The organism is Saccharomonospora saliphila YIM 90502, from assembly GCF_000383795.1.
In the GTDB taxonomy this organism is placed as follows: domain Bacteria; phylum Actinomycetota; class Actinomycetes; order Mycobacteriales; family Pseudonocardiaceae; genus Saccharomonospora; species Saccharomonospora saliphila.
This window is the reverse complement of record NZ_KB912728.1, coordinates 170,437-179,678: the sequence shown is the minus strand read 5'-3', so window position 1 is coordinate 179,678 and position 9,242 is coordinate 170,437. Positions and strand designations below refer to the sequence as shown.

10 protein-coding genes and 1 pseudogene are annotated in these 9,242 nt (G+C 70.4%); 4 read left to right on the top strand and 7 right to left on the bottom strand.

Going from position 1 to position 9,242, the window contains the following annotated elements; all coding sequences use genetic code 11:
• A partial coding sequence (locus SACSA_RS23915) for an AraC family ligand binding domain-containing protein (protein WP_019819522.1) occupies window positions 1–514 on the bottom strand: 514 nt, incomplete at its 3' end.
• A gap of 114 nt (window positions 515–628) precedes the next feature.
• On the opposite strand from SACSA_RS23915, the gene SACSA_RS0119810 reads away from it, so the two are divergent.
• Entirely contained in the window at window positions 629–1,465 is an 837-nt protein-coding gene (locus SACSA_RS0119810) for a class I SAM-dependent methyltransferase (protein ID WP_019819521.1), read from the top strand.
• A 210-nt stretch (window positions 1,466–1,675) separates the two neighbouring features.
• Window positions 1,676–3,040 (top strand): cryptochrome/photolyase family protein, encoded by a 1,365-nt coding sequence (locus tag SACSA_RS0119805; RefSeq protein ID WP_019819520.1) that lies wholly within the window; start codon window positions 1,676–1,678, stop codon window positions 3,038–3,040.
• 84 nt (window positions 3,041–3,124) lie between these two features.
• Here the strand turns inward: SACSA_RS0119805 and SACSA_RS0119800 are convergent, their stop codons facing one another.
• The 3 genes from SACSA_RS0119800 to SACSA_RS0119790 all read right to left on the bottom strand — a co-directional run bounded on the left by SACSA_RS0119800 (window position 3,125) and on the right by SACSA_RS0119790 (window position 5,647).
• A complete protein-coding gene (locus SACSA_RS0119800; RefSeq protein WP_019819519.1) occupies window positions 3,125–4,333 on the bottom strand; it encodes an FAD-dependent monooxygenase in 1,209 nt (402 codons plus the stop codon).
• A gap of 20 nt (window positions 4,334–4,353) precedes the next feature.
• On the bottom strand, window positions 4,354–4,914 hold the full coding sequence (locus SACSA_RS0119795; RefSeq protein ID WP_408640291.1) for a TetR/AcrR family transcriptional regulator: 561 nt from the start codon (window positions 4,912–4,914) through the stop codon (window positions 4,354–4,356).
• A gap of 346 nt (window positions 4,915–5,260) precedes the next feature.
• Window positions 5,261–5,647, bottom strand: coding sequence for a VOC family protein (locus SACSA_RS0119790; protein WP_028662069.1), 387 nt, complete (start codon window positions 5,645–5,647; stop codon window positions 5,261–5,263).
• A gap of 78 nt (window positions 5,648–5,725) precedes the next feature.
• On the opposite strand from SACSA_RS0119790, the pseudogene SACSA_RS27235 reads away from it, so the two are divergent.
• Both SACSA_RS27235 and SACSA_RS26995 read left to right on the top strand, forming a co-directional pair.
• Window positions 5,726–5,845: pseudogene (locus SACSA_RS27235) on the top strand (TetR/AcrR family transcriptional regulator); the annotation flags it as partial.
• Between the two features lie 233 nt (window positions 5,846–6,078).
• The gene (locus SACSA_RS26995; RefSeq protein WP_019819516.1) at window positions 6,079–6,354 is read left to right on the top strand and encodes a hypothetical protein; all 276 of its coding nucleotides are present in this window, start codon (window positions 6,079–6,081) and stop codon (window positions 6,352–6,354) included.
• Between the two features lie 32 nt (window positions 6,355–6,386).
• On the opposite strand, the gene SACSA_RS0119780 is transcribed toward SACSA_RS26995, so the two are convergent.
• From SACSA_RS0119780 to SACSA_RS0119770, 3 genes are read right to left on the bottom strand one after another with little or no spacing between them, the layout of a single operon-like run.
• Window positions 6,387–7,055 carry a hypothetical protein gene (locus SACSA_RS0119780; RefSeq protein ID WP_019819515.1) on the bottom strand — a complete coding sequence of 223 codons (669 nt, stop codon included), beginning with the start codon at window positions 7,053–7,055 and terminating at the stop codon, window positions 6,387–6,389.
• Window positions 7,052–8,347, bottom strand: a complete 1,296-nt coding sequence (locus SACSA_RS0119775) for a hypothetical protein (RefSeq protein ID WP_232213023.1) — start codon at window positions 8,345–8,347, stop codon at window positions 7,052–7,054. Before SACSA_RS0119775 ends, SACSA_RS0119780 begins: the two co-directional genes overlap by 4 nt.
• A complete protein-coding gene (locus tag SACSA_RS0119770; RefSeq protein WP_232213022.1) occupies window positions 8,340–9,053 on the bottom strand; it encodes an ABC transporter ATP-binding protein in 714 nt (237 codons plus the stop codon). The genes SACSA_RS0119775 and SACSA_RS0119770 overlap by 8 nt, the downstream gene beginning before the upstream one ends.
• Between the last annotated feature and the right edge of the window lie 189 nt (window positions 9,054–9,242).

Genomic DNA, 9,242 nt, shown 5'->3' with positions numbered 1-9,242 from the left:
CGGCGGCCAGCTCCGCCAGCCACGCCGACCAGCTCGCGCGGTCGGGCTCGGCGACCCGGCCGTGTCCCGCGCCGGGCGCGAACAAGCCGAGCAACGGATGGTGCGCCCAGGCCAGCGGGGAGACCGAGGCCAAGGCGGGCACAGCGTCCGGGGTGAACGCGACCGACCACGCCCTCCCCCGAGCCAGCTCCGAGACCGCCGCGACACCGACGACCTCCCCGGGCGGCACCGCATACACATCGCCGGGGCGCAACGACCGGTCCCGGTCGCCGATCGTGACCGCACCGGCGTCCTGTTCGACATAGACCAGGACGAGGAAGTCATGGGCGTGCCGGTGCTGCGGAGGCAGGCCATGCGGCGACACCTCGGCGTCGAAGCGCGTCACCGACACCGGGGGCACACCGGGACGGTCCCGGTAGCGGTAGACCGGCGTCCCGTCCGGGCGCACCGTGCGCAGCCTCGGAGCGGACCCGCGACCGGGTCCGACGTCCGCATCGACCGACGAATGTGCCACATTGCCCAAGGTACATCCTGCTCATGGCCCGTGAAATGTCCAAGACTGGAACGTGACGGAAGCCGGGTCGGCCCCGGAAGGTCCGAGGCGGCCCACCGGCCACAGGGAGTACCCATGACCACCACCGAAATCCGTTTCCTCGACCAGCGCACCCCCGACGAGAAGGACCGCCCGTTTCTGCCCGGTATGGGCAAGACCTGGCTGCTCCCCCTGTACGACGCTTTCGCCCGCGTTACCGGAGTCCAGGCCGTGTACGAGCGGACGGCCGCGCTCGCCGACATCGGGCCCGGCCACGCGGTGGTCGACGTCGGCTGCGGCACGGGCAACCTGTCGCTCGCCGTGCTCGCGGCCACCCGGGAGGCCCGGGTCACCGGACTCGACCCGGACCGCGACGCCTTGCGTCGCGCCGCGCGCAAGGCACGCCGCCGTGGCGTCGGCCTCACCCTTGTCCAGGGATACGCCGACCGGATTCCGGCCGACGATTCCGCACTCGACCACGTGATCTCGTCGTTGGCACTGCACCACATCGACGACGAGAGCCGAAGCACCTTCGCTCGCGACGCGCTGCGCGCGCTGCGCCCGGGTGGAACGCTCACCGTGGCCGACTTCGGTGGCGACCCGGCGCCCGGCGGCGACGAGGCCGGCCGCCCAGCACACGGCCACGACAACGGCGACGGTCTTCACAACGGCCACGGTCAGCGTCACGACCACGGTCACGGCAACGACCACGGACACGGCGTGGCCCATACGCTCCGGCACCTTGCCCGGCTCGTGCGGTCCCGGGGCAAGCACAACCCGGCCGTGGACCGCGCCCACGGCGACAGCCTCGTCACGCTGTTGACCGAGGCCGGATTCGACGCCGTGCGCGAGGTCGAGCACCTCGACCACCGGTTCGGCCGGATCGCCATCGTGCGGGCGACCCGCCCCGTGGACACCACGCAGGGCGCGTGAACGAGGCCGCGCCCGCCCGCTCCGCGAGGGCGCTCACCAACGACGCGGGCGTTCCATCGCTCCCTGGCCGAGCACCTCGCACACCCGTGGCGATGCCGTGCGCGGGCCGGATCAGCTCCGGCGGCCGACCTGAGCGCGGCCGTCTCCCCGAAGTGCTTCTCCCGGTGGCGCCGCGGGCATGGCGGGCCGGTCACGCGGGTACTCCGCGCGATGCGTGTCTCCCTCGTGCTGTTCACACGGGATCTGCGGGTGCACGACAATCCCGCGCTGCGTGCCGCCGCGGACGATGCCGACCGCGTGATCCCGCTGTTCGTCGTGGACAGTCGGATCGTGGCCAGTGGCTACCCCGGAGGCAACCGGGCGGCCTTCCTCGCCCGGTGCCTGGCCGATCTCGACGCCGGACTGCGCGCCCTGGGTGGACGGTTGGTCGTCCGCACGGGTGACCCGGTGCGGTGGGTGCGCACCCTCGTCGACGAGCACGCGATCCGCGATGTGCACCTCTCCGACGACGTCAGCGGCCACGCACAGCGCAGGCTCGCGCGGTTGCGCGCCGAACTCGACGAGGCCGGTGCCCGGGTGCACGCGCACACCGAGACGATCACCGCCGTCGCCCCGGCGCGCCTGAGCCCGTCGGGAGGCCAGGACCACTTCGCCGTGTTCACCCCGTACCTGCGGCGGTGGCTGGAGACGCCCCTCCGTTCGGTGCTCGCACCTCCTGACACGGTTCGCCTGCCCGGTGGCCTCTCCCCCGGCGCTCTGCCGGGACCGGAGGCGTTCAGCTCGGCCGAGGCCACCGCCGGGACCCTCGACGGCGGGGAACGCGCCGCCCGCACGGCCCTCGCGGCATGGGCCGCGGGCCCGGTCGACGACTACGCCGAGGGCCACGACGATCTGGCCGGGGACCGCACCTCGCACCTGTCGCCACATCTGCACCTGGGCACTCTCTCGGCGGTCGAGGTGCTGCACCGGGTCGGCTCCCGTACCCCGGGGGCGCGGGAGTTCACCCGGCAGCTCGCCTGGCGGGACTTTCACCACCAGGTGCTGGCCGCCCGCCCGGCGTGCGCCCGCCAGGACTACCGGCCGCGCGGCGACCGGTGGCGCGACGCTCCCGCGGAACTGCGCGCGTGGCAGGAGGGGCGCACGGGGTTCCCGATCGTCGACGCGGGCATGCGGCAGCTGTTGCGGCAGGGGTGGATGCACAATCGCGCCCGGTTGATCACCGCGAGTTTCCTGACCAAGACCCTCTATCTCGACTGGCGCGCGGGTGCCCGGCATTACCTGCGCCATCTGCTCGACGGTGACATCGCGAACAACCAGTTGAACTGGCAGTGGGTCGCGGGCACCGGCACCGACAGCCGTCCGAACCGGGTGCTCAACCCGCTGCGGCAGGCCGAGCGCTACGACCCCGACGGCGCCTACGTGCGGCGCCACCTGCCCGAACTGGGCGAGATCACCGGCCCCGAGGTACACCGTCCGTGGACGCTGTCGGAGACGGTGCGTTCCCGCCTCGACTACCCGGAGCCGATGGTCGATCTCGCCGGTGCCCGCGAGCGCTTCCTCGCCGCCCGACGGTGAGCCGTCCCCCGCGGGGATGGCCGGTGTGAGTCCAGGACCAGCAGGCCACAGGCGCCAGGGGATAAGCCGACCGATCCTGGCTCCTCACCGTGCCAGTTCGGTGCCGATCAGCTGCCGAGAGCCGTCGCCCTGGTGCAGCGTCGCGCTGAGCGACGTCGACTTGCCCGTCAGGGTCGCGGTCACGTAACGGTCGAACAGCGGCAGACGCGACATCCGCAGCACGCTCCGCCGCACCCGTAGCCCCAGCTCCGTCGCGGGCACGAACCGGCCGGCGCCGGACCGACCCACGCGCTGCTTCTCCTCGGCCACCGGACGCCACAGCGTCTCGTACCGTGCCAGTGCGTGCTCGACCGACCGCGTCCGTGCGAGCTGATCGGCCAGTAGGTAGGCGCCGGCGATTCCGAGTGACGCGCCTTGGCCTGCCACCAGAGAGACGGCGTAGCAGGCATCACCGGCCAGCACGACCCGCCCCTGACGCCAGCGGGGCATCACGATCTGGGCGACCTGGTCGTAGTAGATCTCCGGGGAGGGCGGACACCGGTCGAGCGCCTCCGGCACGACCCACCCCAGACCGCGGTAGGCGTCGAGCACCGCCGTCCTCGGGTCTTCCGGTAGTGCCGGGTCCGGCGTGCGGTGCACGCCGAAGGCCACGACGCGATCCTCGCCGAGCGCGTAGAAGCCCATCTGCCTGCCGATGGTGTCGGTGAGGCAGGCTCCACCCTGCACGGCGGCATGGATCCGTGGTGAATCGAACGAGAACGCGGCGGTGTGGAACCCGAGATAGCGCAGGAACCGCTCCTCGTGGCCGAACACCAGTCGGCGCACCGTCGAATGCACGCCGTCGGTGCCCGCGAGCAGATCGGCGTCAAGGCCGGTGCCGTCGTCCAGAGTGACCCGCACGCCGTCGCCGTGATCGGCCACGGCCACCGGGCTGGTGCCGTAGCGCAGGTCGACCACGGGTGGCAGGTGCTCGCGCAGCACGCGCTCCAGGTCCGGCCGCATCAGATGCAACAGCGCTCCGTCGGCGAACCGCGCGGGCCGCAGGCTCGCACGGCGGCGCCCGCGCCCGTCGACGAAGCTCGCTTCCGCCACGGGATGGGCGATCGCCTCGATCGACGGAAGCAGTCCCATGGCCTCGATCGCCTCGTAGCCCGGCCCGAAGAAGTCGATCATGTATCCCTGCTGTCGTGGGGCAGGTGCACGCTCCAGCAGCACGACCTCGCCACCGAGTGCCGCGATTCGACTCGCCAAGGTCAGACCGGTGATTCCGGCCCCGCAGATGACCACCTTCACAGCGTCCTCCTTTGTCATGGTCAGCTGACCAGCCGACGGAGAACCGCGGCGGTCGCACCGCTGTCCACTCCGGTGCCCATCCCGCGATGCAGGAGCAGGCCGTCGACCGCGGCCAGCAGGACCCCTGCGGTCTGCTCGGGGTCGGACACACCGCGCTCACCCAGCCAGCGGCCGAACCGGTGACGGAACTCGGCGACCATGCCGCCGACCTCCTCACGCAGCGGCTCTCCCCGCGTGGCCGCCAAGTACGCCTCGATGGCCAGCAGCGAGGTCGGATCGTCGCCGGTGTACTGCTGCACCGAGGAGAGGATCGCCTCGACCGCCTCCGCCGGAGTGCGTGCGGTGTCCAAAACCTTGTCCACCTCGTGCAGCACACCCCGCAGGACCCCGACCGTGGCCTCGTTGAGCAAGGCCGACAGGGAGGGGAAGTGGTAGTGCACCACGCTCGGGTTCACCCCGGCGCGCTCGGCCAGGTTCCGGGTGCTCACCGCGGACCAACCGCGTTCGGGAATGAGTTCGACCGCGGCCGCCAGCAGGCGCCGCCGCACTTCTTGGCCGCGTGCTGCCGCCGGAGAGGACACGGCGCTCCCCTTCCCCTTGAACTGGACGACTGTCCTGTACAACTGCCCTGATACTAGCGCGTGCACGATGAGGCCCGCAACGACGGCACGTTCCGGCTCCTCCACACGCTCACGGTGAATACGGCGGTGTTGCCGCCCGCCGTCGGTGGCGAGCAGCGACCGCCGCGGGCGGACACGCGGAGGACGCGCGGGCTGAGCGGTGCTGGCCCGGAGCCGATCCGCCGGCCTCCGGCTCCACTACTCCCTATTGCGCCGGTGTGGCGCGCCGGTCATCCGGCGGGCGGGGCGCCAGACCGCGTAGGCCTGGTCAGCTCGCACCCGCCCGTGTCGCCTCGGCGCGGGTCGGTTACTGCCCGCTGCCGTATGGGCGGGTGAGGATCTCCATGTGGTGCCCGTTGGGGTCGTCGAAATACGTGCCGCGACCGCCGTCGTTGTGGTTGATCTCCCCCGGCCCCTGATGACCGGGACCGGCCCAGTGAGAGATACCGGCCTGCCGAATCCGCCCGAGAATGGCGTCGAACTCGTCCTCGGAGACCAGGAAGGCGTAATGCTGCGGCACGATCTCGTCACCGTCGACGTCGAGGAAGTCCAGGTCGACCCCGTTGCTGGTCGTGACCGGGACGAACGGGCCGTACGGCGGGCCGACCCGCAGCCCCAGGATCGACGCCAGCCACTGCGCGGACGCGTGCTTGTCGCGTGCGGCGACGATGGTGTGGTTGAGTTCAATCGGCATGTCCCTGTCTCCGTTCCGGACGTGGTTGTTGACGCACCGGATTCCCATTTAAACGAATCTGCGGACCTGCGCATCGTGATGGACCCGCCGCGGGCCGCGGTCGGCTCCATGCTCGATCGAGCTATCGCTCGCGGACACCTGCGCGACGACACCGACCGCGAGCAGATCCTCGACCCGCTGGGGTCACTGGTGTACCACCGCGCGCTGTTCGGCGAGCGCCACCTCAGCGACGCCGACGCCGAACGCGTCATCGCCGCGCTCCTCGTAGTCTGGGCCCCAAATGCGGTGACGCCGCCGTTGCTGCTGGCCGGAGGCGCCGTCCTGGGTGTGGCCGAGGTCATCGCCCTCACCTCCGCGATGGCGCTGACCCGGCCGCGATCGGTCCGCGCTGGCGGGAGCGGGCGAACTCCCGGATCACGGGCGCGGAAACGGTGTGCAACGAGTTCTGCGGCCCGTTCGTGGGCGGGCTGCTGGTCGCGGTCGGCAGCGCCGTCGCTCTCGGCATGCCCATCGGCACGGGCGCGATCGGACTCCTCGCGGAAGTCGTTGGCATGCGTGCCGCGTTCCTCGTCTTCGCCACCGCCGTCCTGATCGCCATCCCGCCCTTCCTGCGCACCGTCACCCCGGACGTCCTCGCGGGCGTCGAGAGGGCAAGACAACGGCAACTCGCCGAACACCGAACCGCTTCCGACCCAAGGGAGAGGTGAACCGGCGCCCGCCGTCGGACGCGGTATGAACGCTAGCGTGCGAGCCGTTGTGCGAACGCAGTCGACCCGCGTGTGCGGGCGTGCACGGTGACCGCGAGAGTCGCCACCACGAGCACGGCGGCAAGGGGAGAGTACGGCCAGGTGCCCGGCAGCGGGAAGCGCAGGCCGGTGATCGGCGTGTAGTGGCGACTGGCGGGAACGAGGTTGCTCACCACGGCAGTGCCGATCCAGAGAAACACTCCTCCGGCACCGGCAAGAGCCGGGCCAACGAACGGAGTGGTGGCGAACACCAGCGCGGCGACGAACGCCGCATTCAACGCGGAGAAGGCGAACAACTCGGGCACGGTCGTGACGTCATACGCCTCCGCGGAGGGGGGCAGGTCGAAAGACGCGGTCGAGATCACCACCACGAGCGGAGCGGTGGCGATCCCCCCGGCGGCGGCGGTGGCAGCCGGAACGGCGGTTCGCGGTCCACCGGCGGTGTGATCCCATTCCCAAAGACGGGGCCGCAGCGAGATCGCGGCGAGGATGGCACAGACGATGCCGCATGCTTCGACCACCGGAAGCGACACCGCAGGGTCGTTGGGGTTGAGGCCGATGTCGAGCACCCGGCCGGACAGCATTAGACCGAGCGCGGAACACACGACGACACCGGCGAGCAGACAATGCGTCCGCCGGTAGCGCAGCAGGATCATGATCATGAGGGCAGTTCGACCGTGTCGAGCGAGCAGGTGCGGATCTCCTCGGGATGTTCGGCCATCCACTCGCGCATCACGCCGGTGGCGACCTTGCCGAAGACGTTCTTGTCGTCGACGGCACGACCGCCGTGAGCCAGCCACGAGGCCAGGTCGGACGCTCTGTCATACGGATGATCTCCACCGGACGTGGCATATCCTCTGCGCGGGTACCGCTCGACGCATGCGGACATCCCGGCGAGCTCCGCGGCGAGAGCACGCGCCTCGTTCCCGCGCGACGCGGCATCGTTCAGGGAATCACCCGGAGCGAGGATGGCGGCGTGTGTGTTCGGCATGTGGCGCGAGCCGAACAGCAGCGCGCGATCGTGGACACGCCGAATCTGTTCTTGGGGCCCCCGCGCGGTGAACACGGGGCCGAGCGCAGCGACAAGGGCGTCGAGTTCGCTGCCGTGGCCTTGGTGGACGCAGTACTCAATACGATTGTGCTCAATGCACTCCCGGGGCGCAGCGGGCGGAGTCGCGAACAGGTCCGGCGTCGTGCTGACCCCGAGGGACCCCAGTGTCACGGGAACGACCGCGAACGCCGCCGCGACCGCGACACCGGAACGCGCGCGTGCGGCCCGGTTGGCGAGCAGCTGGGCCGCGATCCCACTCGCCGCCGCAGTGACCAGGAGGAAGAAGTCACAGCGGAACACCACCATCGCGGTGTTCTCGACCTGGCCGAGTGCCGGATCGATGTGGAGCACCGGGATCACAGCGGCATAGGTGTCGCCACCACTGCCGAGCGCCGCGAGCCCGAAGAACAACAGGAACGCCACCGGAGCCACCAGCGCGGTTCTGGCCAGGACTCCGATGAGGTATCCGACCGCGATGGCGGCCATGAGACCGAGCAGCCCGCTGGCCATCACCAGTACATTCGGACCACCGAACCGGGCGTCGACGACGGTGACGACGACCAGCGGCACCAACCCGAGCAGGTAGCCACCCACCAGCGCCACACCGAGTTGCCCCAGATGACGCCGCACCGCCGGAGCACCCACCCGAGATCCGACGGGAAGCGCGAAAACCCGGCCCGGGGCCGTGAGCCTGCCCGCGACCACGGCCGCGACCGCGGCGCACAGGGGCGCGACCCACGCAGTCTGTTGGTGGAACTGCGCGTTGGTGTACTGCCACTCCTGATACGGCCAGCTCAATGACTCCCACGTGCCCGCGAGAACGAGGACGAGGACACCCACCGTGGGAGTCGGCAGGTACCACCACGGCAACGGCCAGCTCAGCCTGCGCAGCCACTCAGTCACGCGCACCACCGAGCGTGTTGATCAGCGACTCGTAGGCCCGCTCGAAAGCCGACCCCAGGCTCCCGGCACCCTCGGTGTCCTCCACCAGGGCGGTCAGTTCGTCGACCGTTCCGTCGAAGGCCATTCGGCCCTGCGCCAACACCGCCACACGTTCGCAGACATGGGCGATGTCCTCGATCAGATGAGTGGACAACACGACGGTGTAGCGGGCCCCGATCGCGCTGATGACCTCCCGAGCACGCAGCCGCTGCCCCGGATCGAGCCCCGAGGTCGGCTCGTCCAACACCACCAGCTGCGGCCGGTGCGCCAACGCGGCGGCGATACCCAGGCGCTGCCGCTGGCCCCCGGACAACGAACGCACACGATCACCGGCCCGATTCCCCAGCTCGACCTCAGCCAAAGCACGTTCCGCGGCCGCGATGCACTCCTTTCGCGCGACGCCGTTGATCCACGCCGCGTACGCTACGGTGTCCAGGACACGCATTTCCCCCGCCGTCGAATACTGCTGCGGCACGAACCCGACAGCGGACTCGCGTCCACCCCCGCTGAAGACGATCTCGCCAGAGGACGGCTTCGTCAGCCCGACAAGCAGATTCAACAAGGTCGTCTTGCCTGCGCCGTTCGGTCCCAGCAATCCCGTGACACCGCGAGGGACCTCCCACGTCACTCCGGACAGCGCCGTACGACGCCCGTACCGGAACGTCACGTCATCACACGAGATGCGCAATCTCAGTGCCCCCAGGGCCGTTGATTCGATACTCCGCGCCGACCGCTCTACGGCCCGTGCAGAACATACCACGGCTCAGCCGGTCAAATAGCACACGGCTCGACTCAGCACTATTTCCGGTAGAGCCAATAACCCAACTGTAGAGCAAACGCGTCCCTGTTACGCCAA

Bases quoted from the DNA above. Each gene is read 5' to 3' on its own strand.
- SACSA_RS0119810 (WP_019819521.1), top strand. From the start codon at position 629: ATGACCACCACCGAAATCCGTTTCCTCGACCAGCGCACCCCCGACGAG.
- SACSA_RS0119805 (WP_019819520.1), top strand. From the start codon at position 1,676: ATGCGTGTCTCCCTCGTGCTGTTCACACGGGATCTGCGGGTGCACGAC.
- SACSA_RS0119790 (WP_028662069.1), bottom strand. From the start codon at position 5,647: ATGCCGATTGAACTCAACCACACCATCGTCGCCGCACGCGACAAGCAC.
- SACSA_RS0119780 (WP_019819515.1), bottom strand. From the start codon at position 7,055: ATGATCATGATCCTGCTGCGCTACCGGCGGACGCATTGTCTGCTCGCC.